The organism is Pseudolactococcus laudensis, from assembly GCF_013449735.1.
GTDB lineage: Bacteria > Bacillota > Bacilli > Lactobacillales > Streptococcaceae > Pseudolactococcus > Pseudolactococcus laudensis.
The window spans coordinates 37,646-64,278 of sequence record NZ_JACBNY010000011.1; the positions used below are offsets into that span (position 1 = coordinate 37,646).

The following is a 26,633-nucleotide window of genomic DNA, read 5'->3' on the forward strand; positions in this document are numbered from 1 at the left end:
CTTAATATTTTTTATTGGGTTAGTTCAATACTTTAATATCACAAAAAACGTCTTAAATGGTTGATAACAAGTAAATATTTTAGTGTTGTTCTATTATACCAAAAGTCCAAAAAAACTGAGATAAACTCAGCTTTTTGAAGACAAAATGCACATCAAGATTAGGACAAGTGTCTAATTACTATGACAGCATAGAAACGGTAAATTTAACAATCAGAAAGGCGAAGATAACCAGAATGACAAGATTACTTTGCATTCCTAAAATTTTATGTGTACCACGTTCATAAATTACCCAGGTTTCGTAATAACCATCGCTGTTAACATAATCATTTCTGACATAAACAGATTTACAGTTAAAGCCTTCTTCTTTTGCTTTTTCAAGACTCAAACCTGTCATACAAAGTGTCATTTCTTCATCGAAATTTAGTTTATATGTTCCTTGAGATTTGTTCAATTTAATCTTAGGTTCAAGCAAATTGATAGCAGCAACGTCACCTTCACGAATGGCATCACTCACGTGAGGCACATAAGTTGGATTTTTCATGTTTGTAACATTAGTTGTCGCACAATCTCCTACTGCAAAGACATCTGGATGACTTGTTTGCATGTAATCATCTACAAGAATAGCGCCTTTGTCACCAAGCTCTAACTGCTCAGAAGCTAGGAAAGTATTGGGACGAAAACCAGTCGCATAAATCACGCCATCTGCGACAAATTCTCGACCATCACGTGTGAATACGCGGCTGATAACCTTACCTACATTCCCCTCATGGATATTGGTATTTTCAATCGTTTCTTCTTTAATATCAGTTACAACAGAATTTGTAACAATATCAATACCTCTCAAAGCCAAGGTTTTTTGTACGTCTTCTGCAACCTCTTGGTCCAAATAACGGTTCAAGATATTGTCTGAGGCATGGATGAGGGTTGTTTCAATTTTGGCATTGTTCATTAACTGAGCAATTTCAACGCCAATTGCACCACCACCAATGATAATAACACTACGAGATGTCCGCATAAAACGTTTGATTCTTTCGGCATCAACATAATTTTTAATGATAAATAATTTTTCACGAAATTCGCCTTGTACAAGAGGTAGCGAAGGATACGAACCCATAGCCAAAATTAGTTTATCATAGCGGTCTTCACTTTCACTATTTTCTACTAAATCAACGACCTTGAAGGTTTTATTTGTCATATCAATGTCAGTAACAGAAAATTGTGTTCGAACTAGAATGCCAAGATTTTCAAGCTCAGAAACTGTTGTATAACTTGACATTTTTAAAAAGTTTGTATTACCCGACAAATATAACGGGATACTCTGGGCAATAAAACCAATATTTTTATTTTTTTCGTAAATGACAATCCGAGCATCAGGATATTCTTCACGCGCTCTGGTCGCGCAAGCAATCGCAGCATTTGAACCACCAATAATTCTAATTTCCATACATTTTCCTCTTTTCTGACATCTCAACTCAAAGTGCTAACACTCAACAACAGCTCTTAATTGGAATTATAAGAAAATTTAAGAAAAGAGAGTTTAATCTGAGTTTATAGCGGTAATTTATTATAATTTAATTATATCAAAAAAATATAAAATGGTGTTTCTAAACTCCTCTTTAAATAGGAAGAACTTAAATCTATATTCTAAACACTTATCATGACTCGTTTGGCATAAAATTTCTAAATTTTCATACAGTCACTTTCTGGTTCCGTTAAGTCTCTCATTTTCAATCCCTAAAAATTTGACATAGAGCACAAATAAAAAATGAAAGACTTCTTCAAAGATTCATCAAGTCAATGTCAAAAAAATGCCAATTTTCTGTTATAATTTAGAGTATGAAAACAATTATGATTGCAGATGATGACAGTGCTATTTTAGCACTCCTATCTTATACATTTGAATCTGATGGCTTTAAGGTTTCCTTAGTTAAAAATGGTCAAGAGGCCCTAGACCTTGCAACAAAGCAAAACTTTGATGTCATTTTACTCGATATGATGATGCCTGAGTTGTCCGGTCTAGCGGTGACTGAAGCATTACGCCAACACGCGAATTACACCCCCATTATCATCTTAACGGCACGTGAAGATGATGACCTGAAAATTACTGGGATTAATTCTGGGGTGGATGATTATCTGGATAAGACGACGCCTCAGCGAGAGATTGTGGCGCGCGCTAATGCTTTGATTCGGCGAAATCAGATTTATCAAAAGTCGGGGCATGCTGTCGAGGTGGTGGAACATTATAGTTTTGATGGCCTAGAAGTTGATATTAAGACCAAATCAGCTAGTTTAGACCATGATAAGATTGACCTCTCTAAACGTGAGTTTAATCTCTTGATTTTTTTAATTCAGAATCGAGATAAAATTGTGAGTCGTGAGGCGATTTTAACTGAGTTTTGGGGAGAAACACAGGATTATGAAACACGTGTGGTTGATGTGACGATTAGTAATTTGCGCAAAAAACTACACAACCAATTTATCAAAACTAAAAGAGGGTTCGGGTATCAATTCAGTGAACATCATACCAAAAACATTTAAAAAGAAAAAGAAACGCTCAAAATTAAGATTGGTCTTGATTTTTTCAGGTCTCTATTTTTTAGCAACGATTTTAGTGATTTTTTTACTCAATACACATACGGTCACAATCGATACGAATAATTTAGCTGACCGTGCATATAAAATTTCTGATATTTTAAATAAATCTCCTGAAACAAAATTTGGAGATAAGGTCAAAATTTTACCGAAAAATAGTCAAACTAAGGCTGTTCAAAATATCCAAAAAGGGGCGACCTTTTCGAGAACGTTATCAGCAAAGAATATGACGATTACGATTCCAAATTATGAAAAAGCTGTTTTGAAGAACTACATCCAGGTGTCAACCCAACGTTCTTCTACTCTATTCGAGACAGTTGTCGTGATTATTTTCGCTGGTTTGATTTATGTGATTGCGCTTGGTCAGTTTTACCTTTCTAATAAAAAACGTCTAACCTTTGAGACTGATACCATTGCCAAAATCAAGAATATCAGACGTAGTCCGCTCACTCAGAGTTATTTGATTTCTGAAGATGATAATAAAATCACAACGGAACTGAATCACTTGGGTGAAACGATTCAGCATCAGGCCGAGAGTTCGACGCCTGCCAAGAAAAATCTCTATGCCTTTATTGAATTTTTTGAGTTTCCGATTTTTATCTATGACTTAAAAGGTACGATTCGACGTAGTAATGCTAGCTTTCAAAATGAATTTATGGCGACAAAAAATCTGGATGTTTTCAGTCCTTATAGTGATGTCCTCCAGTTTTTTGTCAATAAAATGTTGAAACCGACACGGCAAGAGCAGACTTTTTATTTTGAGAAAATCAATGCCTACTATACCGTCACAGTTCAACCTATCGAGGCTCTAGAGCGTCGTCTCATGGTGACGATGATTGATGTGACGGCCTACAAAGTCACGACACGTGCGCATAATGACTTCATTGCCAATGTTTCCCACGACCTCAAAACACCACTTGCTGCGATTTCTGGATTCGCCGATATTTTGGTCAATGACTCTGACAAACTGCCACCAGAGCAGATAAAAGGCTTTGCCAAACATATCGTCAAGGAAACAAAACGCCTATCAAGTTTAGTTACTGACACGCTAGAGATGACGCGGCAGCCAATCCACCTTAAAAAGAAAAAACTTAATTTGACAACATTAACGCAGGATGTGCTTGAGAATTTCAAACTGTCAATTCAAGAAAAATCATTGCAAGTCACGACACAATTTGACGATGTCACTGTCAAATCCAATGATAAACACCTCTATGCCGTCCTTAAAAACTTAATAGAAAATGCGATTAACTACACACCAACTGGTGGTAAAATCTATATCTGTGTCACTAAAATCGCAGGTAAAGCGACATTTTCTATCTCTGATAATGGTCCTGGTTTGACTGAAATCGAAAAATCACGTATTTTCGAGCGTTTCTATCGCGCTGACCAAACACGTGATGCTGAAGGAACTGGTCTTGGTCTTGCAATTGTCAAGAAAAACCTGACAGAACTTGGCGGACAGATTGATGTTGTCAGTGTTGTTGGTAAGGGGACTACCTTCACTGTAACTTTGTAGGCAGACGCATTAATCAAGTTATTCACCAAGATAAACAAAAAAATCGTGATTGAATTCACGATTTTTATATTGTCTATTTCATAAAATGGAATAGACCGACTGCTAAGAGACCGCCAACGATAGGTGCGATAATAGGTATCCAACTATAAGCCCAGTCAGAATCGCCTTTATTTTTCATTGGTAAGAAGAAATGCGCAATCCGTGGCCCTAAATCTCTGGCTGGATTGATAGCATAACCTGTTGGCCCGCCAAGTGATAGACCTATCGCTAAGATTAGGCCACCGACTGCAAATACGTTTGTACCATCTGCAAATTTATTAGCACCAAAGGCTAATAGACCTAGGACAAGGACAAATGTACCAATTACTTCGGTAATAAAGTTAGCTGGATAATTACGAATTGCAGGTCCTGTGGCAAATGTGCCAAGGATTGCGCCTTTATCTGTCGTTGCATCAAAATGTAGCAAGTAATCAAGCCAAACAAGTACTGCACCAACGATTGCACCAAGTAATTGTGCGATGATAAACGGTAGGACTAAACTCATCTTAAAGCTGCCATCCACTGCCATTGCAATAGTTACAGCTGGATTTAGATGTGCTGGACCATTCATCCCAGCGATATAAACGGCAATCGTCACTGCAAGTGCCCAACCGAATGCGATGACAATCCAACCTGAATTTTGTGCCTTGCTCTTATTCAGATTAACAGCTGCACAAACGCCTCCGCCTAGGAGAATAAGAATGAGTGTACCGATGAATTCACTAAAAATTTGTACCATATCACCTGACATTAGTTTGCCCCCGCTTTAAAATCTTTCAAGTCCGATGCGTTGATAACTTGGTTTAACTCGACTAATTGCTCTGCTTTTTCGTCTTGAGACCAGTTATAATAATCTGCCATAGCGTCGACAACGGGATGTTTAATCGCATCCAGTCTATCACGTTGGAAAAGAATATGATTGGTTCGACGCATGAGATAATCGCTCGGTGTCAGTGTCATCTCAGCTTGCATTGCATAACGTAGCATCGCTGACTCTGCTAGCGTTAATTTCTCATAAGCTGTCATTTCTTTCGCCATATCGAAGATTGTTAAGGCATTCATACCGTAAAAATCAGCAATGTAGTAGGCCTCTTCTTCTGATAGACCTGCCGCAACACCAATGGCAGCATTGATTTCAACTGTTTCACTTACTTTAGCTGGGTCAAACTCACCACCCGAGACAGCATATTCTTTAGAATTAATGGCATTGTAAGTTTGATTGAATTCATCTGCTAAGATGTTTTTGATTAATTCAAGCGCCCCTTCAGCCATCTTACGATAGTCTGTGATTTTACCGCCGGCTAGGGTCACCAAGTTATCTGATTCACGCTCCAAAGCACTACCACGAGAGATTTGAGACGGTGATAGCTCTTTTTCACCACGAGAATTTTCAAGGTGATTCAAAACATCTTCAACATCGCCACGGCTGGCTTGATCTTGCTTGTAAGCACTGATAATGTTTAAAACTTTATCGAAACTTGTGTCTGATAAACTACCATTATCACCACCATTATAGTCAGAGCCTGAATTACCTAGTAAAAGTGGTCTCAGGCCAGCCCACGAACTTTCGATGTCATCAATCGTTATATTGGCATCTGGATACCGTTTATTAATGACATCCAATAGATAATCGACATTATCTTGTGTGACTTTAGGGTCTGAAAAATCTCCCTGATAATCAGTATCTGTCGTTCCGAAATAAGTTTTATTTTCACGTGGAATAGCAAAGACCATTCGACCATCGTGTTTTTGTGTATCAAAATAAGTGGGTTGTGGTACTGGCAACTTTTTAGCATCAACCACTAAATGCACACCTTTAGTTGGACGCATGTGTGGGATGACCGCACGGGTATAGTTCAAATTACGAATTTTATCCACCCAAGGACCGCTTGTATTAATGACGACTTTAGCATGTACTTCAAAAGTTTGGCCTGTCAGTAAATCACGCGCTTTAACACCGATAATCTTGCCTTCCTCATACAAGAAACCGACTACTTTGACTTTGCTTGCAATATAAGCACCATCTTCTGCCGCTTTTTTGATATTCTCAATTACCAAACGCGCATCATTATTACGGAAGTCAAGATAAACACCCGCACCTTGTAAACCTTCTTTTTTGATATAAGGCTCACGCTCCAACACTTCTTTAGCAGTCAAGGTATAATTTTCATATTTCGTACCTTTGACACCTGCCAGCTGATCATAAAGATCCATAGCAATCTTAACAGAAAACATATCAAAGGTTGTCGGACCTTCATCATCATAAATCGGGAGTAGCATAGGATCTGGATTAGGAATATGTGGAGCAATTTGTTGCACAATCGCACGTTCCTTGACTGTATCAGAGACGACCTCAACATCAAAAGTTTTGAGATAGCGAATACCACCATGTACTAATTTTGTAGATCGTGATGATGTGCCTTCTGCAAAATCTTGCATCTCTAATAGACCTGTTTTGATGCCAGATGCAGCAGCCTGAATGGCAACACCTGCACCTGAAATACCACCACCGATTATAAGCAAATCTAGGGTTTCTGCTTGCATTTGTTCAATACTTTTTTGACGTGTTGTTTTTGAAAAAATTATCATAATTTCTTCCTCGTTTATTTAAATGTACGTGTTGCAATTACTGCTTTTTTCCAGCCTTCGTACAATTTTTCTCGACGTTCTGGCGCCATATTTGCTTCAAATATTTTACCAGCTTCATAAAATTCTCAAATCTCATCTGTATCTTTCCAGAAACCAACAGCTAAACCAGCTAGAAAAGCTGCACCAAGTGCAGTTGTCTCTGCATTTTTAGAGCGTTGAATCGGCGTATTAAGTAAGTCAGATTGAAATTGCATGAGATAGTCATTGGCAGTACCACCACCATCAACTTTAAGTACCGGAATATCAATACCAGTATCCGCATGCATTGTATCAATGATATCTCGCACTTGATAAGCAATCGATTGTAAAGTTGCTTTGATAATATCATTTTTCGTTGTCCCACGTGTCAAACCAAACATGGTACCACGCGCATCTTGATCCCAATAAGACGCACCGAGTCCAACAAAAGCAGGGACAAGATAGACTTCATCGTCATTTTGTGAGGCACGCGCAGCTTCTTCAGAATCACTAGCTTTATCTATGAACTGCAAACCATCACGAATCCATTGAATCGCTGAGCCTGCAACAAAGATACTTCCTTCAAGCGCATAATTGACTTGACCATTGAGGCTATACCCAACTGTCGTCAGCAAATTATTTTTTGAAAAGCTAGGCTTATCACCTGTATTCATAACAATAAAGGAACCTGTGCCATAAGTATTTTTAACCATACCTGCTTCAAATGCCATTTGACCAAATAATGCTGCTTGTTGGTCCCCCGCCATACCTGAGATTGGCACTTCACTCCCATAGAAATGGAAACCTTGAGTTTGACCATAAATTTCTGAGTTTGACACTAGTTTTGGTAACATTTGACGTGGAATATTGAGTAAATCTAAGATTTCTTGATCCCAGTCAAGTGTTGTCAAATTAAAAAGCATGGTCCGACTCGCATTTGACAAGTCTGTTACATGAGATTGACCGTCTGTCAATTTCCAGACTAGCCACGTATCAATCGTTCCAAATAACAACTCTCCTTTTTCTGCTCTTTCCTGTGCCCCCTCAACATGGTCTAGAATCCAACGGATTTTTGTTGCTGAAAAGTAAGCATCAATCACTAGACCAGTTTTCTTATGAATCCACTCGCTCTTGCCATCTTCTTTTAGCTTGTCGGCAATGCTAGAGCTTTGACGCGATTGCCACACAATCGCATGGTAAATAGGTTTCCCAGTATCTTTTTCCCAAATTACAGTCGTCTCACGCTGATTGGTAATCCCAATCCCAGCAACTTGCGAAGGCTTAATCCCTGATTCGATAAAGGCACCAGCAATTACAGATTGAACTGAATTCCAAATTTCATTGGCATCATGTTCTACCCAGCCCTCTTGCGGGAAATATTGCGTGAACTCTTTTTGAGAACTCCCAATTTTCAACCCCATCTTATTAAAAATAATTGCACGAGAACTTGTTGTCCCCTGATCAATCGCCATAATATATTGTTCTTCTACCAAAATCCGTTCCTCCTTTATTTAAGAAAGCGCTTTCTTACTTGCTACATATTTATCTTATCATGCTAAATGAAAAATAGCCTATCAACAATCGGCCATTTTTCACTGATTTATGACAGGTTATTTTCCAAAGCTTGATGACACCCTATTATGCCTGATTTTACCATAATCAATTGTCTTGCAAGACACTATCCTCAAAGTATTGAATATATTTGCGATACTCATCTTCTAGTGTTTCAGGCAAATCTTGATAAGAAAAATACTTAAGATTTAATGTTTCATCGTTACCATCATAAGCCATTTCTCCTGAAACCTGATTAGCAAGAAATAAGGTTGTCACAACATAAATCTCATCTTCATTCTTCAATTTAAATCTAAAAGCGGTACCTGAAAATGTTTGAAGTTGCATTAATGATTCAATAGTCAAGCCTGACTCTTCATACACCTCTCTGATAGCCGTTTCCTCTAAAGATTCACCAACCTCCATTAAACCTCCCATCAGTCCCCAATTGCCATTGGCACGCTGCTGTAAGAGATACTTGTGATGCGTATTATAGATAATAACATTCGCCCCAACTAATACCAGCAAGTCATGACCTATTTTACGCCTAATTGTCTCTACATAATTTTCCATTTAGATACCTATACTCTCCAATTAATGCAAAGGTTATTAATCACTTTTCGTTTATCACCGATTATTTTTCTGATGCTTGATCGCTTTGATTTTGGTCTTGATTTGAACGATATCGTAAGGTGATAAAAGCTCTGATAAATAGTAATAGTTTGCTTTAACAGAGATTGGATGTTCTGCTGTTGTCAGAATTAAATCGTAATATTGGTGCTGCCGATATTTTTCAAAATGGACCTGCGTCATACTAGATAGCTCAGACAACAAGAAATAATAAAGTGAATGACCTAATAACGATAAATTTGATAAATCAATACCAACTGAAATATTTTGATGCAATGATAAATCAATGGCAATAAGGATGCTCGCATAATTCAGCCGTAAAAAGTCAGTATGAGGTGTTTGGAGTGCCAGCTGTTCATGAGTCGTTGCGATTAACTTTGAAATCAACTGGGTGATTTCTGGCGTCAAATGCTGTTGATAGTACTGCATCATACGCTCGGATTCGTAACTTGTGAGCTGCCCCTGAAAATAGAGGGCCTGCGCATGAACTTGCGATAACTGATAAGTCAGTCGTTTCTCATCAGAAATGCTTAATTTTTGATAACCATAATGCATGACAATCATTTCTCGACTGTACGTATCTAACATAGCTGTTGAAATTTTTTTACGACGTGTCAAATCATAGCGTGCAAAATTATCCTCACCCAAGATGTCAAAAGTAATCAAGAAACAATAAAACATGGCTCCTTCATGCTTACCAACAAAATTGACGGATTCTTTAAAATACTCACGCATCACCTCTTGAATCATTCGATAAAGTTTATCTGTTTCAAACTTATCTTGAATTTGAGTCAATCTCGTATTGTCAGTATTAGCGACTTGCAAACGGTGGCGCGTGACAAAAAGCCAACAACTCAGCCGTTTAAGCGCTATTTTCGAAAAACTTTGATGAAACTCTGGCTGTAGCTTGGTTACTAATTTTGTCACGGCCAAATCATCACTTGAAAATCCTGTGTCAACAAGCAAAAATAGCTGGTAATAAAAATAACGAATCTGAAGTTCATCGCCAACTAACTGACCATTTCTGATACCAATACCAAATTTCTTAAGTGATTGATTAATATCTCGAAGTTTCCTAAAAATGGTAGCTTCACTGCTGTTAAATTCTTGCGTTAATTGAAACGTAGAAAACTTTTTATGCTCAAATACAAAACCCAAAATCTGGTAACTGAGGCTATTATTCAGATAAGCCAAAAGGATTTTATCCAAATTGATATCTGACGAAAAGCTTAACTGTACTTCCTTTTGTTCAAGCTCAATCTCGAACTGCTCTCCCAATGGTTGGCACACTTGAACAATGTCCGACACATAGTCTTTCAAGGCATTCTGTGTCAAGCCAACCTCTTTGGCCAATGTTTTCTGTGTCATCTTACCAGCATGAAACAGAAGTTGCCGAATGATGTCAATCTGAGTGCCTTCTTTATTATCTAAAAATACGTCAACTTTCACAATTTGGTTCTTTCATTTCTAATCCTTATCTTTCATTCTCAACTTGAATGAAGTTATTTTATTTTTAAAGGTATAAGCTGTTGCCTTATCTCTTCAAGTGAACTGCCTGCTTGAATCAAAGCCGCCGCTGTATAAGCTGATTCGACAAAGGCAGTATCGTACAAATGGACTGGTCTTTCTAAAAATTCCATAACCATTTCCAAATTCATCTTGGCCGAACCTAAGTCATAGAAGACCAAAAGTTCATCAGCTTGATTGGCTTCAAAAGCGGCTTGAATCCGCTCAAAACTTGTTCCAATTTCACCGCCATCAAGACCTGCACCAACTGTGATGTCAACATCTTTTGCGACCTCTCGCAATAATTTAACCAAGCCTTCGGAAACATCCGCAACATGCGTTACTAAAACAATTCCTAAACTTGTCATCAAATTACCTCCATGAGACTTTCAAATAAATAGCCAGAAGATTGACTACCTGGGTCAATATGACCAATTGAGCGGTCGCCAACATAAGATGCACGACCTTTTTTAGCTAATAAATCTGCAGTAGCCATGACAAATTCTTCAATTTCAATTTTTGTCAATGTTCTCTTTTGAATTTCAGTTACAATTGGCGTCCAAACGTCGACCATCGTTTTATCACCTACTTGTGCGCCACCAGGTTTGATGATACCTGCCAATCCAGCTGATAGTAAGTCTGATAACTGGTCAGAAGTTGCCGCAGCTTTCGCCATTTCCATAAAAGCAGTACCATATAAAGGACCACTTGCGCCCCCTACTTCAGAAATTAAAGCCATTGCGGTTGCTTTGAATACCTCTTGCAAAGTTTGAGTATCATTAAGGACAGAAACAACTGCCGTCATCCCACGCGCCATGTTGTGACCATGGTCACCATCACCAATTGGTGTATCTAACTCACTCAAATAGTCCTGCTTAGCTTGAATTTTTTCGTTAAATAAAATGAGCCATTTTCTTGCCATTTTAGCTGTTAAATTCATTTTTGTTACCCCCATGCAATCGTTTTAACATCAGCGTTTAGCCCTTCAAGCCAATCAGCATTTGAAAGTCTCAATAGCGTCAAAGAAATCCCTGCCATATCAATTGATGTCATCAAATTTCCGACTTTCGAGTAAGCGACCTTGACTCCTTTATCGTCTAATAAATCCATGACGTCGTTAGTAAAGATAAATTGCTCCATCAAAGGTGTTGCGCCCATACCATTAACTAAAATAGCATAGTGACTTGTTGTATCCCCATCAAAAGACAGAACAAGTTTATCTACCAACTCTTTTGCTAAGTCTTTTGAAGGTAACATTTTTTCACGACGATAGCCAGGCTCGCCATGTATGCCGACACCATACTCAATCTCATCTTCTGGTAATTCAAAACCAGGTTTGCCGACTTCTGGTACCGTCGCACCAGAAAGTGCAACAGCTATTGTATGAATTTCTGGCACTAATACTTCGGCAGCTTTCTTAATTTCGACTAATCTAGCACCCGAGCGTGCTAGATTACCGAGAATTTTATGCACGAGAACTGTTCCTGCAACGCCACGTTTACCTTGCGTATATGTTGAATTTTCAACTGCGATATCATCATCAACAATCACAAAATCTACTTGTATATCAGCCATTTCAGCCATGTCTTTTGCCATGTCTTTTGCCATATCAAAATTCATAACATCACCTGAATAATTTTTTATGATAAAGAAAACACCAGCCCCAGTATCAACTGCCTTAGCTGCCTCATAAATTTGGTCTGGTGTTGGGCTAGTAAATACCTCACCGCAGACAGCTGCTGAAAGCATTCCTTCTCCGACAAAACCAGCATGACTTGGCTCATGACCGCTACCACCGCCTGAAATCAGCTGAACTTGTGACGCTTGTTCAGTTTTAACAATGACATTGGTACCATCCAATCTTTTGATAAAATCGGGATAGGCGCGTGTTAAACCTGATACCATTTCAGTCACAATATCTGCCGGTTGATTGATAATTTTTTTCATCTCTTGTCCCTCATCTTCTATCTTTATTTTAGAATTTAAAAGCGTTTTCAATGTTATTTTAATCCTATTTACTGAATTTGTCCAACTTTTAGTCCATCAACTCTCTCCTTTCTTTAGTAATGCTTATATGAATCAAAAAACTCTCGCTCTAAAAAAGAGGCGAGAGTTTTGGATAACTATTCTTCAAGTAATTGTTGTATTTCTTGTTCTTCGTCTTCATAGAGACGTGAAATTTTACGATACCATTTGTAAAAATAAACTACGATAACTTTAGCAGAGGCATAAACAGGAATCCCAATTAGGACGCCCCAGAAACCGAAAATTTTACCGGATGTCAAGAGAACAAATAAAATTGTAATCGGATGAATATTCAATTTGCTACCTAATACAAGCGGACTAACAAAACGCCCCTCAATTGTTTGCTCAATAACAAAGACAATGGCAACTTTGAGGACCATAAGCGGTCCTGCTACCAAGGCAATGATAAAGGCTGGAATCATTGCTAGGAAAGACCCTAAATAAGGAATTAAGTTTAAGAAACCAGCTGCAATCCCAATAACAACCGCATACTTGAGACCAATAATTGAGAACATGATTGAAAACATAATCGCAACTGTTGCTGCAACAATCAATTGACCACGAACATAACTTGACAACTGTAAATTAACTTGTGTCAAGACAGTTGATGTATCGTTACGCCAAGCATTCGGTAACATATTCGTGATATATTTATTGAGTGATTTTCCATCGCGTAAGAGGTAAAACAAAATAAAAGGAAAAATCATCAATGAGATAATTACACTAGTTGCTGTTGATAAAAATGAACTTGTACTATTGACCAAGGTCGTTGAAAGATTTTTAGAAATTTCAATCAAATTATCTGAAAAACTCGTGACGGCTTTTTCAATTTGTGGTCTAAATTGTTTAAACCGTTCATCGCCAAGGAGACTAGTAATATGTTTTTCACCTGATTCGACATAATCAGGAAAATTAGCCGCAAATTTTTCGCCTTGTGTCACCATATTTGGAATCGCAACTGCTAACCCCCAGATAATCAAAGCTAGAATTATCGCAAATAAAACCGAAATTGATACCACACGATTTACTTTACGTGCCTCAAAATAATCGACAATCGGATTCAATAGATAGTAAAAAACGGCAGCTAAAATAATTGGCAACATAATGACACCGAGAAAATCGGCAATCGGTTGAAACATAAAGCTCAATTTCGTCAAAAGCAAAACATTTAACAAAAAAAGCAAAACAACTGCGAAACCAGTCGCCACTTTATTATCTAATAGCCATTTGAAAAACCAAGTCGTTTTAAAACTATTTTTATCGTTCATTATCCTTCACCTATCTAATCAACCTATTGCTTTCAATTTATGTAAAATTTGAAACAACTTTATAATTAATATTATAGCATACCTGATGCTATTAGCAGACTTCAAACTATTTTGTAGAGCTTACACGTCTTTCCAAAATAGTCAGCCCAGTCCATTAAATCTGCGACAACACCCAACCTTTAAAGCGCATACATCCTCTTTTCAGGCATATTTCAAAAGTTATGCTATAATAAATATATCTATTTGAAAGGGATTACATTCATGACAGAAGCACTTTATTTTGGTACTTATACGAAAAAAACGTCTGAAGGCATTTACAAAGCGACCTTAGACACAACAACAGGTCTACTTAGCAACCTTCAGTTAGTGGCGAAAGAACCTAATCCCACTTATCTCACGCTTGACCAAGCAGGGCATCTTTACAGCGTAGGAGCTGAGAACGGCGACGGGGGCATTGCGGCTTATGATAATGGCGGCAAACTCATTAATCACGTTGTTGACGCTGGCGCGCCACTTTGTTATGTGGCTGTGGATGAGACCCGTGATTTAGTATATGGTGCTAACTATCATAAAGGGGAAGTTTTAGTTTACAAGCGTGCTGCCGACGGTAGTCTATCACTTGCTGATAAGGACGTTCACACTGGTTCTGGTCCTCACGAGAATCAGGCTAGTCCTCATGTTCATTTCACTGATTTGACACCTGATAAATATCTCGTGACCTGTGATTTAGGAACTGATGAAGTCGTGACTTATGATGTTTCTGAGCAAGGTCAATTAACAAAAATCAACACTTACAAATCTGCACCAGGTGCTGGTCCTCGTCATATCGCCTTCCATCCAACTCAAAAAATCGCTTACCTCATGAACGAATTAAACAGCACGATTGAAGTCTTGATTTATGACGGTGTAGGTCAGTTTACCCTATTACAAACACTTTCAACCTTGCCAGAAGATTGGATTGCCTTTAACGGTACCGCTGCTATCCGCGTATCATCAGAAGGCAAATTCCTTTACGGCTCAAACCGTGGACATGATTCCATTGCTGTTTACAAAATTTTAGCTGACGGTACTTTAGAATTGATTCAAATCGCTGCAACTCATGGCAAAATGCCTCGCGACTTCAACCTATCATCTGATGAAAGAGTGATTATCGCAGCACATCAAGATTCTGATAATGTCACAACCTTCTTCCGCGATAGCACAACAGGTCTCTTAACTGAGGTGCAACATGACTTTATCGTCCCAGAGGCTGTCTGTGTTTATGTAAAAGCCTAATCAAAAAGCCTGTTCAGGCTTTTTTGTGTGCTTCAAAATATTGAATCTGTAAATGCTTTCTACCTTTTATCAAGACAAAACCTGCGCTTTCAAGAAAATTCATTAATTCATCAAAAGTATAAACCTTGACATCACCTTCCTTTGAAAAACGATGAATATATTGATTGTAAAGACCATGAAAAATAGGAATCCGAATCTCAGCAATGACAAGTTTGCCACCGGGTTTTAAAACCCGTTTCCCTTCTCTAAGAAATGTTTCAGGACTCGGAAAGTGGTGAAAAGAGGCTGAACAGATTAGCACATCAAAACTCTGATCTTCAAAAGGGAGTTTCATCGCCGAGCCAGTTACAAATGAAAAATCTGGGTACTTGGCCTGTGCAATCTCTGTCATCTGAGATGAAATATCTAAGCCTACACCTTCAAACTGATACTTGCTTGCAAGCATCTTAAGAAGACGACCTGTCGCTGATCCGACATCTAATACGTTAGCGTGTTCTGGCAGTTCTAAATTTTTGAGAATATAACGCTTAAAAAAGCCAGATAAAAAACCATCAAATGACCGGTCAAATTTTTTGGCATGACGATTATAATAGATTTCAGATAGCTTTTCATAATTTTTATACACGTCGATCACTCCTCTTTTTTTGCTTAATTGATTTCATTATAGCATTTAAAACTAACGGCATCAAAAAAAGTCAGATTTCATTCGGAAACTGACTTTTTGTAATGACTAACTTTTTACTAACTTTAATGTGCAATCATTTCTTGTGCAATTTGACTTGGTGTTAAATCTGACGGATAATAAGTTGGCCAGTTTTCAAGTTCTGCTGTTAAAGCTGCCTGACTGTCATTACCATAATAAATATGGAAATGCTCTGCTTGAGCTGGTGCAATCCCATGGTCGCTAAACTGGACATACTTGAAGGCACCATTTGTATCACCTACTGCCTCAAAAAGATAGCGGACACCACGGTTACCCTTAGTATAGTTCAGTATCTCTTTACCGACATATTTATAAGTTGCTTTGTGTGAAACACCATTGACATCAAAGGTGATGGTGTCTTTTTTGATCGTGATTTTATCGACATCTGACTTGTAACCAGCTGTATAATAAGCCTTGTATGCTTCTTCATTCTTGTCTTTATTCAGTAGAGATTTATAGCGCATGACCTGATCCAGGTCACCCTTTTGAAGTAATGGATAAACGGACTGCCAAGTGCCTGACCAGTCTGATAGTTTACGGTCTTTGACTTGGTCATCCTTAAAATAACCTGCGACAGCTGTTTTTTCTGGCGTTTTTTCTGGTTCAATTGCTGTAACTTTTGATGCTGCATCTGTTGTTTTTTGTAGATTTTGTAGATTTTGCGTCATGACTGAAATATAATCTTCACCCGCTTTTTCCTGTTCTTGCGTGAGTGATTCTAATGGATTCAGCGGTAACGTCTTGACACCTGCCTCTTCTGCTAAAGTTTTTGCTACTTTATCTGATGCATTTTCTTCAAAATAGATATAGTGAATGTCATTTTTGTCAACATAGGCTTTTAGTTCCTTCAAGCGAGATGCTGATGGTTCCGTTTCAGGATTAATTCCCGAAACTGAGACTTGATTCAAGCCATATTCAAGCGCTAGATAAGCGAAAGCCGCATGCTGTGTCACAAAGTTTTTTTGCTTAGCATTTGATAAACCATCTTTGTAGGCTTGATCTAAGGCTTTTAACTTGGTTAGATAGCTTTCCGAATTTTTTGTGAAACTTTCTTTTTTCTGAGGGAATTTTTTAATCAGTTGATCTCGGATGGTTTCAACTTCTTTGATGGCAAGACTTGGCGCTAACCAGACGTGGGGATCATAGACGTGAGAATGACCTTCATGTCCCGCCTCATCATCGCCTTCATCTGTGCCACCAAGTAATAAGATACCTTCTGATGCTTTAATCACGTCAACGTTTTTCATATCTTTAGTTGTTTTATCAACCCATGTCTCTAAATTTTCATTATTGTAAACGAAAGCGTCCGAATTTTGGATAGCAGCAACATCCTTGGCTGATGGCTCAAAATCATGTGGTTCGACACCTGGTTTAACTAAGACTGTCACGTCTGCTTCTTTACCCACAACTTGTTCAGTGAATTCCTTCATCGGATAAAACGTCGTCACAATTTGCAATTTATCCGATTTTTTACTAGACTCATTGCTACAAGCAAAGAGTGTTAACGCAGTTGTTGCGGCCAATACACCTAATAATAAATGCTTTTTCTTCTTCATTTTTCTCTTTCTTAATTCCCTTTACCAGTTAAGTATCTGCTCAAAAAATAAGTGTAAGCTAACTGATAACCTCTATGATGATACCTCAGGTATCCGTTAAATTAGTTTACTGGTTAAGTATATCACGACAAAAAAATAATGTCAACTGGTAAACATTATTTTTTTGAATTTTATTTTATTTAATTTGATTTATTTGAAGTCAATAGAAACTCACGAACTTGACTCATAAAGTAGAGAGAGCCAGTCAAGAGATAAATGTCATCTGCATGTCTAGGTGCCGTCACAAACTCTCGCCAGTCTTCTAACCAAGTGACATCAGAAATATCAGCCACATCAGCTGCTACAATCGTTTTAGGATAATCAAATGTCGTTAAAGTTAAGCTAACATTTGAAATCGTTTGTAACAAGGTAATCATCTCATGAAAATCTTTACGTTGCAAGGCTGAAAAAAGGATGTGGACTTTTTTCGAGCCATTAAACTCTGCTACCAATCGTTTAATGGCAGGTAGATTATGTGCGCCATCTAAGATAAAACCATTCAAGTCTTCCATTCTGGCAGGCCAGAAGGCTTGTTTGAGCCCTTTTTTGATTTTTTCAGGTTCAATTATCAAACCTAATTTTTCTGCTAAAATCTCAAATATTTTGAGCGCTAATGCTGCATTGTCTTGCTGATATTGACCATGAAGATTCAAATCAAAAGTTCTACCCGTTTCAGGGTGATAAATCGGTGCATTTTTCTCATGCGCTACTGCTACGATCACTTCATAGGCTTCCTCAGGAACACCCATGATATTCCCTACGACAACTGGTACATTGTGTTTAATAATACCAGCTTTTTCGCTAGCAATTTTAGCCAAGGTGTCTCCTAAAATATCTTGATGATCATAGCCAATCGTTGTGATTGCAGAAACTAATGGCGTGATAACGTTTGTTGAATCATAAAGTCCACCTAGGCCAACTTCAATCAGCGCAATGTCAACAGCTTGGTCAGCAAAGTAATAAAAACCGATAGCCGTTAGGATTTCAAACTCTGTGATATTCACAAGGTCTGGATGCTCATCCATCTTCAAAACCAGTGGCTTGATGACAGCGACGATACGATTTAAATCCTCGTCAGAAATATAGCGACCATTAACCGCAATACGCTCATTAAAAATTTCAATAAAGGGTGAGGTAAAAGTACCGACTTGGAGCCCATATTGCTGGAGGACATTGGACAAAAAAGTGACGGTTGAGCCTTTTCCGTTGGTTCCTGCGACATGAACGGTCTTGATTTTGTTTTGGGGATTGTCTAGCTGCTCGAGCAAATAGATGATCCGTGAGAGACCGGGCTTAATGCCAAATTTCAGGCGCGAATGGATCCAATCAATGCTTGCATTACTCACTTTTCTCAATGTCCTCTTTCAATTCCTCTAGGTTTAGCTTGGCAAATAAATATTTACGGTCTTGGACTGGAAAACGTTGGTCCAACTGATCGACAGCGCCAACTTCAACAATCCCTTCAGAAATCACATAATCTATAACGTGACCACCAAAGGTATGATCATCTGTGATAAAATGCAAATGATAGCCAGCGACACTCACGCCATGAAACATTTCTGGTGTCCAAATCCCAACAATTGTCCCTGTTACATTTTCGACGGTGTATTCTGGCTGTCTTGTCGCAATATCTGCAAATCTTGCACCTTCTTTAGCTTTAGGAATCATGCGAACGTGCATTTTTGCAAAAGTCCCGTGAATCTTGATAGAGCGAAATAAATTAGCGCCATCGTAATAGGTTTCAATACGCGTTTGGAGTTCTTCATTACTTGCTTCAAAACGTTGTTTAAAAATGACTTCTGCTTGGTGGAAAACAACCGCCGCATAAGGTACTTTTACATCAGGGCCTACTTCTGTAATTGTTTTATCACCACGCGCTTGGTAGGCTTTGCCATCCAGCACGATTAACTCGCCATCGATTTCGTCTAGCGTGCCAATTCCTAAATCACCTTGTTCTAGCAATTCGCCAATCGTCATACTCCCCTCGAAAAGACCGCTCATCAAAGCGGATAGGGTGTTATATTGAAAAAGTTTTATCGGTTCAGACATATCTCTTGTTTTCCTTAGTAAGAACTTTTAGCTAACTTCTTAGTAATGCTTAGAAGTTTACGACTGTCGTCGCAATGCTTATCAGTATCATGTTTATTTACGAAAAACTTGTGAATGCTCACAAGTTTCAGACTTATTTTACCATATTTATCAATAAAATTCATCAGGCAATATCGTTTCGCCTAATTTAATATTATCTTTATAATCAATAGGTACATCAATCACGACTGGACCTGTTGTACTATCTATTTCTGACAATGCTTTAGCCAAATCTTCTTTGTTAGTCACGCGAATTCCTTTTGCCCCAAATGCTTCAGCATATTTGACAAAATCAACTGGGCCAAAGTCCACGCCCGATGCACGACCATATTTCATCACTTCCTGGAACTCAACCATGTTATAATGACCGTCGTTCCAGATAATATGAATCAGTGGCAAGTTCAAGCGTACTGCTGTTTCAAGCTCTTGTGCTGAAAATAGGAAACCGCCATCACCTGAAATCGAGTAAACTTTCTTACCAGGACGTAAAAGCGCTGCAGAGATGCCCCATGGTAGTGCGACACCAAGCGTTTGCATCCCATTTGAAAAGAGCAAATGACGCGGCTCATAAGATTTGAAGTTCCGTGCCATCCAGATATAGTGACTACCGACATCGACAGTGACTGTTTCATCATCTTTAACAGTGTCTTGTAGCACATCTATAAAATCAAGTGGATGCACAAGATTGGGGTCAGAATTACGGTCAAACTCATTTTTAGACAGAAGATGATGTAACCCATCTAAATAGGCAAGACTCCCTTCTGGAATTTTATAGCCACGAATCGCAGGGATCAGATTTTCAAGCGTTTGTGCAATATCACCAATCAACTCGCGCTCAGGTTGATAATAAGTATCAATCTCAGCCAAAGCTTTATCGATAACAATCACACGACTATCAATTTCAGCATTCCAGTTACGTGCCTCATATTCAATCGGATCGTAACCAATCGCAATAATCAAATCAGATTTTTTAAGGAGCATATCCCCTGGTTGATTCCGAAAAAGACCGACACGACCGAAGAAATTATGAACCAAATCACGCGAAATCACACCTGCCCCTTGGAAAGTTTCAACAACTGGAATGTTCACATATTGTAACAATTCACGAATGGCGTGTGTCACACTAGCAGATGACGAACCACTACCCAGAAGAAAGACAGGCAAGACGGCATTTTTAATCGCCTGAGCCAGATAATTAATATCATCAATTGACGCATTCCCAAGTTTTGGCTCGTGCAAAGGCTTAATCGCCTTAACCTTCACCTTACTGTCAACAACATCTTGGGGAATGGAGATGAAACTTGCGCCTGGTTTGCCAGATTTTGATAAACGATAGGCATTAGCTACAATTTCTGATAGGGTGTCTGCATCTTGGACTTCTGCCGAGTATTTGGTAATCGGTTCAAAAAGCGCCGCATTATTCATAGACTGGTGCGTCCGTTTCAGGAGATCGCCACGTTTCACTTGACCTCCAAGCGCAAGTACCGCATCACCTTCTGCTGTCGCTGTTACAAGACCAGTAGCTAAGTTTGATGCCCCAGGGCCTGAAGTCGCAATCACAACACCCGGCTCACCTGTAATTCGACCAACAGCCTGCGCCATAAAAGCGGCATTTTGTTCGTGACGCGCGACAATCAACTCAGGGCCTTTATCGACTAAAGTATCAAAAACCTTATCGATTTTAGCACCCGGAATCCCAAAAATGTATTTCACATCATGGTTAATGAGTGAGTCTACAATTAAATCTGCACCAAATTTTTCTTCTGTCATTTTTTAAATACGTTCCTTCTTGAAAGTTTAACTTCACAATGGTTATTGTAGCAAAAAAGGCGTTTAAACGCCATTATCATAGCTCATTAAATAAAGCTTGTGAATTATCATCATCTGGTACAAGTGATAAATATTTGCTTAGACTTGCCTTGGCATCGTCTGTTCGACCATTTCGAATTAACATTTGGGCATAATCCAATAAAAATTCAGGATTATCAGCCAAGACGCTTTGACTAATCTCGTCATAAATCGTCAACGATTTTTCGTCTTGATCAAGCTCACGATAAGCTTTAGCGATATTCCATTGCGCTAAGACATGTTCTTCATCAAGCAGACTTTCAAGCGCGATAACCGCTTCAAAATCTTCTTGCTCCATGTAAAGATTGCTCAAAAGAAAGACCGTCTCATCATGTAAATCTGGTAAATCAAGTGCTTGCGTTAAATACTTTTCTGAGTTCTCTAAATCATGTAAAGCATAGGCGATTCGGCTAGTTAAATGAATCAAAGGCACATCAGTTGGGTTTTTACTCAAGCCGTCTTTAGCTACCGCAAAAGCAGCTTCAAAGTCATTATCTTCAATCAAGGCCTGCGCATAAGGATAGGCATAGCCATCAAAGTCGGGTGCTAAAGCATCCAATTGTTTGAAATAGTCAATAGCACGTGTAACTTCGCCAGTTGCAAAATTAATTTGCGCCAATTCAAACAAGACGTTATCATCATGATCGATTTCGAGTGACTTCTCTAGGAATTTTGTGGCATTTTCAAACTCTCCTAATGAGGCATAGGCCGTCCCAATCCGCTGGTAGGTTGATATTTTGGTGAGTTCTAAAATCTGACGTTGACTGAGTTTCGCGAAATGCGCAATCGCCTCACGCCATTTTCCTTGGTTATAGTAAAGTTCGCTAATGGCAAATGTTACCAAAGGAGAATCTGTCAGGCTTGCCGCTTCCAGTAATTTCTCAAGCGCTGCTTCCCAGACACCGTCTGCCTGGTAAAGGTCAGCAATCATGACAAGCGCTGCGACATAGTTATCATCTGTTGCCTCTATTTTGTAGAGCAATTCGAGTGCACCATCCAAATCGCCATCATCGAATTTCATTTCAGCGAGGTTGAGCAAAATATCTGTATTGTCAGCATCTTTAGCTGCAATTTTTTCATAAACCTGACGGCTTTCATCTATAAAGCCCATCATTGACAAATATTCGGCCAAATCCGTTAGCAAATCGAGACCATCTGTCTCAATCGCTTTCGCTAGCTCCGTCGCCATGTCATCAAATTGACCTGCATGTAGTAAATCAACAACTTTTTCAGAATGCGTCATTATTTTTTATCTTTCTAAGTAAAATTCAAATCGTTCGCCGACATATTGAGATAATACGTACTCAAAAGGCGTTTCATCGCTGTTGGCGAAATAAGAAACCTGCGTCAATGCCAAAATTGCTGAACTCTGTTTGATTGACAAAAAGTTAGCAATTTCTTTATTAACAATCTTGGCTGAAATAATTTGCTCACTTCGACCAATTTTTTTGCCAGCATTGGCTAAGGTCTCATAAAAATGATTGGCAATATCATTTTTAGCAAAATCTTCAATTAAACGATAAGGGATACTCGCCACTTCATAACAAATCGGCAACTCATCTGCATAACGAATCCGCTCCATTCGGATAATTTGAGCGCCTTTTTTAAGCTGCAACTTATCACACTCGACTTCATTTGCCTTCGTTTTTTGATAGCTCAAAACCTTTGAACTCGGTGTCTTACCTAAATTTTGAATAATCTCAGTGAAACTGGTCGTCCCACGCATTTTCTCACGAACACGGTCACTCGCAACAAAAGTACCAGAGCCAACATAACGAGTTAAAATACCTTCTTCAACCAGACTAGTCACGGCTTGACGCAAAGTCATCCGAGACACACCAAATTGCTCCGCCATCACACGTTCGCTCGGCAAACGTTGTCCAACTTCAAAAACCCCTGTCTCAATTTGATGCTTAATTTCATCATGTATACGTATATAAATTGCTGTCACTTCGTATTCTCCTTTTTAACCGTAGCGGTTTTAGCTTTGCTATCAACTTGCTTGTTTTTATTAACCTTGTCTCGACTGATTTTTTTTATCGTCACCTTAGGCGCGTCATGAATAAAAGCACTATTGACAAGCGTTGCCACTGCCACCCCAAAAAAAGTATCAAAAACCCGACTAATCGCATAACTTACATAAGCATTTTCCGGAATGGTCAAGGCAATAATCAATAAAGTCGCATTCGCGCCTACTAGACCGGGATGAAGATTAAAGCCATCCATGATAACAATGTTGACTAACACAAATAAAGGAATGACGATAATTTGTACGGCAAAGTTTTGATGACTTAGCAAATAAAAAAAGTAGTAAACAATCGCAAGAGTACCACCCAACGTTGCGCCAATAAATCTCGCCTTAGATGCTTTAATCGTTGCAGCATATGAGTCTCTCACAGCAATAATTGCTGAAATCCCCGCCACCATTGCTGCAGACTGACCACGCTGAAACAAATGTGTAAAAACTAATATGATTAAAATAGCAATGGCCGTTTTAATCGTTCTAAGACCCAGGCGAAAACGCCCAAACTGAAATGACATGGTATCCCTTTCACTAGTCAGCAAGTTATAATTGAACGAATACAATACAGCTAGCTTACCTATTTTCTTTACTTATTATAACATAAAACTTGTTTAAAAAATAAAATTTGCGTTATGGTATTGTAAATGATATAATAGTCTGGTATTGTATTTTACGCAGTATAAATAAAAGCATTGAGTAAAGTTGATTCATCAATTTTATATCATTAACAAGGAGAACAAACATGGCTAACATTAAATCTGCCATCAAACGTGCTGAGTTGAATATCATTCAAAATGAACGTAATTCTGCTCAAAAAGCTGCTTTGCGCACTTCAATCAAAAAATTTGAAGCTGCCGTTGCTGCTGGCTCTGATGATGCGCAAGCATTGTATGTCGCTGCATCTGCTGCAATCGACAAAGCTCATTCCAAAGGTTTAATCCATAAAAATAAAGCTAACCGTGATAAATCACGTTTGGCTAAAAAATTGGCGAAATAAGTTTTATTTCCCGATTTTGGATTAAGATTAAAACGGATACTCTTTATGGAGTATCTTTTTTTGTATTATTTTTATGCTAAAATATAAGTTATGGATATCGAAAATTATAGAGACCTTGCCCTCCAAAAACAGAAAGTGCATCGTCAGTTTTTGACGTCACTCAAAAAGAAACCACCTAAAAACCTAAATAAACTAACAAAAGAACTCCACGATGAAGTCTTTACAGAAATCGACTGTACCCAGTGCGCCAACTGTTGCAAATCACTTGGACCACTCTTTACAGAAAGCGACATCGAACGAGTTGCCAAACGACTCCGCATGAAATTAGCTAATTTTGAGTCAGAATACCTCCAAGTCGATGAAGAAGGTGACAAAATCTTCCAATGCATGCCCTGTCCCTTTTTAGGCTCTGACAATCTTTGTGATGTTTATGACGTCAGACCCAAAGCCTGTCGGGAGTTCCCACATACAGATCGTAAAAAGTTTCTTCAGATTAATCATCTGACACTCAAGAATACCTTGATCTGTCCTGCGACTTACCTGTTTGTTGAAAAGTTGCGAGAACGGGTGGGATGAAATAAAAAAATAGACAATGAGTAGTCAATCTTGGTGTTTTTATTTTGGTAAATATTTGAATTAATATCATATAAATGGTACAATGTAAGCACAATGAACAAACAAAGGAGTTCTGCCATGCCTAGTATGACCGAAAAAAATGATCGAATCGCTTTCCGTACCAATAAAGCGCTGAAAGAAAAGGCAACAGCTATCTTAGCTAACAATCAGTTAGATTTATCAACAGCGCTCAATATGTTTTTAGGCAAAATTGTTGCTGAAGAAACCTTGCCACTGGATTTTAGAACAGATCAGATGAAAGCTGCAGAGCTTAACTACATCGAAAAACATTTAGACGCTGCAATTGCAAGACGAAAGAAAGGTATTCGAGGCTATTCTCTTGAATCATTTGAAAAACTTTTTGACGATCATGATCTCATAGTTGCTGAAGCTCCTGCGGATTACACTTTAAATGACTAAAGTGGTAATTGATCCAGAAGTCTATTTTCAAGTCAGAGGATTCCAACGCTATATCGTTCATCATTTTCAAAATCGGAAAGCAGCAAGTAAAATTCCTAAACTTATCAATAACCAAATTAGAATTCTACATAAATTTCCAACCACAGGCAATTTCATCACAAATGTCTATAATAATATCAGACCAACATTTAAAAATTATCGTCGAATGATAGTTAAGCATTATGTTATTCTGTATCTTTATGATTCTAGAAACGACACTTGCTACGTCGACTTCATTTTTGATGATCGTACAAATTATCTTTCCAAAATCTCTGAATAAGTTTGAGGTTGTTTTGATTTGAATAGGTGTTTAAGATGTGCGTAAATTAATAAGTATAAAAATAATGAGGTGACCTGATGCGCAAACAAATTACAATCCAATTTGATGAGACAAGCTATCAAGAAATGATAGATTACACTAACTTAACAGAACAATCCCTCTCTGACTTTGTCAATGAAGCAGTTACTACATATCTTAAACAAAATAATGTGTCACCAGAAGTCAAGCAAAAAATTTACGAACACATGGATCGTTTTTTGCCACTTATGGAGACATTAAAAGATAGATAGAAACAGCCTCTTATACATCATCACTGTATATGCAGACACCTATCTAGAACTGAATTTCAAATAAGATCACACTATATAATAAAGGCGCTACTCCCCTAAGAGATAGCGCCTTTTGTTATTCAATGCCTTGTTTATCCTTACTTTTTTTCATTTTTATCATGACAAAGGTGATAAGAAACGATACGACTATTGTTAGGAGATAGAGAGTAATGATCAGCAGGGGACTATGAGTTGACCTAATAATTGTTAAAAGTATGGATAGAGAAATGCCACCAACAAGCCAAACGCGTCCAGTTATTTCATTAATGACTTGTCTTTCACTTCTATATAACAATGTTTATCTACTGCGATAAAGTCATCTATTGTTATTGGTAATTTTGATGGTCGAGCTGTGACTACGCTTACTATAAAACGAGTTTGATATAATCTGTCCTACGACCTATCTTTTTGTTGAGAAATTACGAGAGAGGTTAAACTGATATTTTAGAAATAGAAAATCGCAAGAAATTTGTCTTAAAGAACATTGATTTCTTACGATTTTTCTATTTTAAATTAACTAAAACAATGATGTTATCCTTAAATCTTAGAGTCACTATTGATGTTATCCTTAAATCTTAGAGTCACTATTGTATAATTTAGACAAAGGACAAAAACATGAAAAAACGCTACTCAAAAGAATTTAAAGAAACCCTTATCGCCTTCTATCATTCTGGTCAATCCGTC

General features: G+C 38.2%; 25 protein-coding genes and 1 pseudogene. 8 read left to right on the forward strand and 18 right to left on the reverse strand.

Annotation, left to right across the window (positions count from 1 at the left end; all coding sequences use genetic code 11):
• Positions 1–178: 178 nt before the first annotated feature.
• The gene (locus HZR21_RS07210) at positions 179–1,444 is read right to left on the reverse strand and encodes an FAD-dependent oxidoreductase (RefSeq protein ID WP_246307826.1); all 1,266 of its coding nucleotides are present in this window, start codon (positions 1,442–1,444) and stop codon (positions 179–181) included.
• 392 nt (positions 1,445–1,836) lie between these two features.
• Here HZR21_RS07210 and HZR21_RS07215 point away from each other — a divergent pair, with 392 nt between their 5' ends.
• Positions 1,837–2,538 (forward strand): response regulator transcription factor, encoded by a 702-nt coding sequence (locus tag HZR21_RS07215; protein ID WP_180747063.1) that lies wholly within the window; start codon positions 1,837–1,839, stop codon positions 2,536–2,538.
• Positions 2,513–4,111, forward strand: coding sequence for a sensor histidine kinase (locus tag HZR21_RS07220; RefSeq protein ID WP_310592566.1), 1,599 nt, complete (start codon positions 2,513–2,515; stop codon positions 4,109–4,111). The genes HZR21_RS07215 and HZR21_RS07220 overlap by 26 nt, the downstream gene beginning before the upstream one ends.
• A gap of 73 nt (positions 4,112–4,184) precedes the next feature.
• Here the strand turns inward: HZR21_RS07220 and HZR21_RS07225 are convergent, their stop codons facing one another.
• The 9 genes and pseudogenes from HZR21_RS07225 to HZR21_RS07265 form a co-directional block, all read right to left on the reverse strand.
• Positions 4,185–4,901, reverse strand: a complete 717-nt coding sequence (locus tag HZR21_RS07225) for an MIP/aquaporin family protein (RefSeq protein WP_180747064.1) — start codon at positions 4,899–4,901, stop codon at positions 4,185–4,187.
• Entirely contained in the window at positions 4,901–6,733 is a 1,833-nt protein-coding gene (gene glpO, locus HZR21_RS07230) for a type 1 glycerol-3-phosphate oxidase (RefSeq protein WP_180747082.1), read from the reverse strand. The genes HZR21_RS07225 and glpO overlap by 1 nt, the downstream gene beginning before the upstream one ends.
• A 20-nt stretch (positions 6,734–6,753) precedes the next feature.
• Positions 6,754–8,250 (reverse strand): annotated as a pseudogene (gene glpK / locus HZR21_RS07235) (glycerol kinase GlpK).
• Positions 8,251–8,416: 166 nt separating this feature from the next.
• Complete coding sequence (locus HZR21_RS07240; RefSeq protein WP_180747065.1) at positions 8,417–8,881, reverse strand: NUDIX hydrolase; 465 nt, start codon at positions 8,879–8,881, stop codon at positions 8,417–8,419.
• Between the two features lie 54 nt (positions 8,882–8,935).
• A complete protein-coding gene (locus tag HZR21_RS07245) occupies positions 8,936–10,387 on the reverse strand; it encodes an AcpB/EbpR/MafR family transcriptional regulator (protein ID WP_180747066.1) in 1,452 nt (483 codons plus the stop codon).
• Between the two features lie 53 nt (positions 10,388–10,440).
• Positions 10,441–10,812 (reverse strand): dihydroxyacetone kinase phosphoryl donor subunit DhaM, encoded by a 372-nt coding sequence (gene dhaM, locus HZR21_RS07250; RefSeq protein WP_180747067.1) that lies wholly within the window; start codon positions 10,810–10,812, stop codon positions 10,441–10,443.
• The gene (gene dhaL, locus HZR21_RS07255) at positions 10,812–11,384 is read right to left on the reverse strand and encodes a dihydroxyacetone kinase subunit DhaL (RefSeq protein WP_180747083.1); all 573 of its coding nucleotides are present in this window, start codon (positions 11,382–11,384) and stop codon (positions 10,812–10,814) included. The genes dhaM and dhaL overlap by 1 nt, the downstream gene beginning before the upstream one ends.
• A 5-nt stretch (positions 11,385–11,389) precedes the next feature.
• Positions 11,390–12,391 carry a dihydroxyacetone kinase subunit DhaK gene (dhaK, locus tag HZR21_RS07260; RefSeq protein WP_180747068.1) on the reverse strand — a complete coding sequence of 334 codons (1,002 nt, stop codon included), beginning with the start codon at positions 12,389–12,391 and terminating at the stop codon, positions 11,390–11,392.
• 176 nt (positions 12,392–12,567) lie between these two features.
• A complete protein-coding gene (locus HZR21_RS07265; protein ID WP_180747069.1) occupies positions 12,568–13,737 on the reverse strand; it encodes an AI-2E family transporter in 1,170 nt (389 codons plus the stop codon).
• A gap of 261 nt (positions 13,738–13,998) precedes the next feature.
• Here HZR21_RS07265 and HZR21_RS07270 point away from each other — a divergent pair, with 261 nt between their 5' ends.
• The gene (locus HZR21_RS07270) at positions 13,999–15,012 is read left to right on the forward strand and encodes a lactonase family protein (RefSeq protein ID WP_180747070.1); all 1,014 of its coding nucleotides are present in this window, start codon (positions 13,999–14,001) and stop codon (positions 15,010–15,012) included.
• A gap of 13 nt (positions 15,013–15,025) precedes the next feature.
• Here HZR21_RS07270 and HZR21_RS07275 read toward each other — a convergent pair whose 3' ends face one another.
• The 8 genes from HZR21_RS07275 to HZR21_RS07310 all read right to left on the reverse strand — a co-directional run bounded on the left by HZR21_RS07275 (position 15,026) and on the right by HZR21_RS07310 (position 23,787).
• Positions 15,026–15,637 (reverse strand): class I SAM-dependent methyltransferase, encoded by a 612-nt coding sequence (locus HZR21_RS07275; RefSeq protein WP_310592565.1) that lies wholly within the window; start codon positions 15,635–15,637, stop codon positions 15,026–15,028.
• A gap of 122 nt (positions 15,638–15,759) precedes the next feature.
• On the reverse strand, positions 15,760–17,271 hold the full coding sequence (locus HZR21_RS07280) for a metal ABC transporter solute-binding protein, Zn/Mn family (RefSeq protein ID WP_180747072.1): 1,512 nt from the start codon (positions 17,269–17,271) through the stop codon (positions 15,760–15,762).
• A 179-nt stretch (positions 17,272–17,450) separates the two neighbouring features.
• Positions 17,451–18,665: a bifunctional folylpolyglutamate synthase/dihydrofolate synthase gene (locus HZR21_RS07285; protein ID WP_219605593.1), complete on the reverse strand. Its 1,215-nt coding sequence runs from the start codon at positions 18,663–18,665 to the stop codon at positions 17,451–17,453.
• The gene (gene budA / locus HZR21_RS07290; protein WP_004261775.1) at positions 18,649–19,359 is read right to left on the reverse strand and encodes an acetolactate decarboxylase; all 711 of its coding nucleotides are present in this window, start codon (positions 19,357–19,359) and stop codon (positions 18,649–18,651) included. Before budA ends, HZR21_RS07285 begins: the two co-directional genes overlap by 17 nt.
• Before the next feature lie 150 nt (positions 19,360–19,509).
• Positions 19,510–21,168, reverse strand: a complete 1,659-nt coding sequence (alsS, locus tag HZR21_RS07295; RefSeq protein ID WP_180747074.1) for an acetolactate synthase AlsS — start codon at positions 21,166–21,168, stop codon at positions 19,510–19,512.
• Between the two features lie 76 nt (positions 21,169–21,244).
• Positions 21,245–22,489: a tetratricopeptide repeat protein gene (locus HZR21_RS07300; protein ID WP_180747075.1), complete on the reverse strand. Its 1,245-nt coding sequence runs from the start codon at positions 22,487–22,489 to the stop codon at positions 21,245–21,247.
• A gap of 6 nt (positions 22,490–22,495) precedes the next feature.
• Positions 22,496–23,197, reverse strand: coding sequence for a GntR family transcriptional regulator (locus tag HZR21_RS07305; protein ID WP_004261786.1), 702 nt, complete (start codon positions 23,195–23,197; stop codon positions 22,496–22,498).
• A complete protein-coding gene (locus tag HZR21_RS07310) occupies positions 23,194–23,787 on the reverse strand; it encodes an FUSC family protein (RefSeq protein ID WP_180747076.1) in 594 nt (197 codons plus the stop codon). Before HZR21_RS07310 ends, HZR21_RS07305 begins: the two co-directional genes overlap by 4 nt.
• A gap of 224 nt (positions 23,788–24,011) precedes the next feature.
• Between HZR21_RS07310 and rpsT the strand changes: the two genes are divergently transcribed.
• From rpsT to HZR21_RS07335, 5 genes are all read left to right on the forward strand, one after another.
• Entirely contained in the window at positions 24,012–24,266 is a 255-nt protein-coding gene (rpsT, locus tag HZR21_RS07315; protein ID WP_004261801.1) for a 30S ribosomal protein S20, read from the forward strand.
• 90 nt (positions 24,267–24,356) lie between these two features.
• Complete coding sequence (locus HZR21_RS07320) at positions 24,357–24,842, forward strand: YkgJ family cysteine cluster protein (protein WP_180747077.1); 486 nt, start codon at positions 24,357–24,359, stop codon at positions 24,840–24,842.
• 117 nt (positions 24,843–24,959) lie between these two features.
• Positions 24,960–25,301 (forward strand): type II toxin-antitoxin system RelB/DinJ family antitoxin, encoded by a 342-nt coding sequence (locus HZR21_RS07325; protein WP_180747078.1) that lies wholly within the window; start codon positions 24,960–24,962, stop codon positions 25,299–25,301.
• Positions 25,294–25,620: a hypothetical protein gene (locus HZR21_RS07330; protein WP_040526354.1), complete on the forward strand. Its 327-nt coding sequence runs from the start codon at positions 25,294–25,296 to the stop codon at positions 25,618–25,620. Before HZR21_RS07325 ends, HZR21_RS07330 begins: the two co-directional genes overlap by 8 nt.
• Positions 25,621–25,697: 77 nt before the next feature.
• Positions 25,698–25,910, forward strand: a complete 213-nt coding sequence (locus HZR21_RS07335; RefSeq protein WP_180747079.1) for an RH3 domain-containing protein — start codon at positions 25,698–25,700, stop codon at positions 25,908–25,910.
• The last annotated feature ends 723 nt before the right edge of the window (positions 25,911–26,633 follow it).

What these genes read in the sequence shown, in the direction of transcription:
- HZR21_RS07210 (WP_246307826.1), bottom strand. Translation starts at nt 1,444, where the DNA reads ATGGAAATTAGAATTATTGGTGGTTCAAATGCTGCGATTGCTTGCGCG.
- HZR21_RS07215 (WP_180747063.1), top strand. Translation starts at nt 1,837, where the DNA reads ATGAAAACAATTATGATTGCAGATGATGACAGTGCTATTTTAGCACTC.
- HZR21_RS07225 (WP_180747064.1), bottom strand. Translation starts at nt 4,901, where the DNA reads ATGTCAGGTGATATGGTACAAATTTTTAGTGAATTCATCGGTACACTC.
- HZR21_RS07240 (WP_180747065.1), bottom strand. Translation starts at nt 8,881, where the DNA reads ATGGAAAATTATGTAGAGACAATTAGGCGTAAAATAGGTCATGACTTG.
- dhaM (WP_180747067.1), bottom strand. Translation starts at nt 10,812, where the DNA reads ATGACAAGTTTAGGAATTGTTTTAGTAACGCATGTTGCGGATGTTTCC.
- dhaL (WP_180747083.1), bottom strand. Translation starts at nt 11,384, where the DNA reads ATGAATTTAACAGCTAAAATGGCAAGAAAATGGCTCATTTTATTTAAC.
- dhaK (WP_180747068.1), bottom strand. Translation starts at nt 12,391, where the DNA reads ATGAAAAAAATTATCAATCAACCGGCAGATATTGTGACTGAAATGGTA.
- HZR21_RS07265 (WP_180747069.1), bottom strand. Translation starts at nt 13,737, where the DNA reads ATGAACGATAAAAATAGTTTTAAAACGACTTGGTTTTTCAAATGGCTA.
- HZR21_RS07270 (WP_180747070.1), top strand. Translation starts at nt 13,999, where the DNA reads ATGACAGAAGCACTTTATTTTGGTACTTATACGAAAAAAACGTCTGAA.
- HZR21_RS07280 (WP_180747072.1), bottom strand. Translation starts at nt 17,271, where the DNA reads ATGAAGAAGAAAAAGCATTTATTATTAGGTGTATTGGCCGCAACAACT.
- budA (WP_004261775.1), bottom strand. Translation starts at nt 19,359, where the DNA reads ATGTCTGAACCGATAAAACTTTTTCAATATAACACCCTATCCGCTTTG.
- alsS (WP_180747074.1), bottom strand. Translation starts at nt 21,168, where the DNA reads ATGACAGAAGAAAAATTTGGTGCAGATTTAATTGTAGACTCACTCATT.
- HZR21_RS07300 (WP_180747075.1), bottom strand. Translation starts at nt 22,489, where the DNA reads ATGACGCATTCTGAAAAAGTTGTTGATTTACTACATGCAGGTCAATTT.
- HZR21_RS07310 (WP_180747076.1), bottom strand. Translation starts at nt 23,787, where the DNA reads ATGTCATTTCAGTTTGGGCGTTTTCGCCTGGGTCTTAGAACGATTAAA.
- rpsT (WP_004261801.1), top strand. Translation starts at nt 24,012, where the DNA reads ATGGCTAACATTAAATCTGCCATCAAACGTGCTGAGTTGAATATCATT.
- HZR21_RS07320 (WP_180747077.1), top strand. Translation starts at nt 24,357, where the DNA reads ATGGATATCGAAAATTATAGAGACCTTGCCCTCCAAAAACAGAAAGTG.
- HZR21_RS07325 (WP_180747078.1), top strand. Translation starts at nt 24,960, where the DNA reads ATGCCTAGTATGACCGAAAAAAATGATCGAATCGCTTTCCGTACCAAT.
- HZR21_RS07330 (WP_040526354.1), top strand. Translation starts at nt 25,294, where the DNA reads ATGACTAAAGTGGTAATTGATCCAGAAGTCTATTTTCAAGTCAGAGGA.
- HZR21_RS07335 (WP_180747079.1), top strand. Translation starts at nt 25,698, where the DNA reads ATGCGCAAACAAATTACAATCCAATTTGATGAGACAAGCTATCAAGAA.